Consider the following 1,140-nt stretch of genomic DNA (forward strand, 5'->3'; position numbering starts at 1 on the left):
GTATTTGGTCACGAAAAGACGGACCACATGCGAGCCGATGAAGCCCGCGCCGCCCGTGATGAGGATAGTGCGTTGCATATATTCAATATTAATGAATTATTTTCTTTTCTTATATAAAATCCTTTTTATATAATCTTTCATTCGGGTTTTCAGAGTTTTTTCCCGCCAAGACCCGTCACAATAATGCATGGAATAGGACTCCTTGCTTCTCGTCGCAGGATCGCCTGCGAATATGCTTGAGCTATACACCATCATATTTCCGTCAAGGAGCTGATCCTCGTCTTTATAGCGGAATCCATACTTCGTTGCCAACATCGCCATAATGCCCGGATTTATGACATCTACATATAAGGACCCGTCCTCTTGAATAAAATGCCGGGAGCCATAATAATCCAAACATTCCTTAATAAAGGGATTAGCTTTCTTGGAGGCTATCAAAGCTGCCAACAATCCCAGTCCTGCGACAATATCCCCATCCCGTCGGACGACTCCGGCATCGTCTATTTGATGAATACCTTGTGATAAAAAATAGGTCGGATGATATTCAACAGAAGAAAAAAAGTCCCAAGATAAAAACTCATCAAAAGGTCTGAATACTTTGACATCAGTATCCATATAAATACCACCTTCCGTATAAAGGGCAAAATGTCTGATATAATCTGAGGCTAAAGACCATTTCCTCATTTGAATAGCCTCCTTTACCCACGGAACAGAATCTATATCGAAATTCGTTTCATCCCAACGCTTTATGGTATAATCCGGCAAGATCCTCTTCCAAGAGTCTATGCAATCCTGAACCGGGGGGGGGTATTTCCCTCCTCCCAACCATACGAAATGGATGATTTTAGGTATCATAATGATTTATTTTTCAATTTGTTTCAGACAGTAGATCATGGACTCCCTCCAGTGGGGGATGTCCATCTGGAAGGTGGTCTTGATTTTGGTTTTGTCCAGCACCGAGTAGGCCGGGCGTGCGGCCTTGGTCGGGAATTCCGACGTGTGGCAGGGGATGATGTGGCATGAGTCGTGACCCGCGGCCGCGGCGATCTCCGTCGCGAAGTCGTACCACGAGCAGACGCCCTCGTCGGTGAAGTGGTACCCGCCCTCGTTGCCCGCGTAGCGTTCCGACTCGATGATCGA

3 protein-coding genes are annotated in these 1,140 nt (G+C 46.0%); all 3 read right to left on the bottom strand.

Annotated elements, in window-relative coordinates; genetic code table 11:
• Positions 1-78 (bottom strand): NAD-dependent epimerase/dehydratase family protein (locus AC5RDS_RS07010; RefSeq protein WP_494222277.1); only part of this gene is annotated, 78 nt, incomplete at its 3' end.
• An 18-nt stretch (positions 79-96) separates the two neighbouring features.
• Entirely contained in the window at positions 97-855 is a 759-nt protein-coding gene (locus AC5RDS_RS07015; protein WP_130064061.1) for a glycosyltransferase family 32 protein, read from the bottom strand.
• Positions 856-861: 6 nt separating this feature from the next.
• On the bottom strand, positions 862-1,140 hold a 279-nt coding region (locus tag AC5RDS_RS07020), incomplete at its 5' end, for a sugar nucleotide-binding protein (RefSeq protein ID WP_494222276.1).

This window comes from Odoribacter sp., from assembly GCF_985060555.1.

What these genes read in the sequence shown, in the direction of transcription:
- AC5RDS_RS07015 (WP_130064061.1), bottom strand. Translation starts at nt 855, where the DNA reads ATGATACCTAAAATCATCCATTTCGTATGGTTGGGAGGAGGGAAATAC.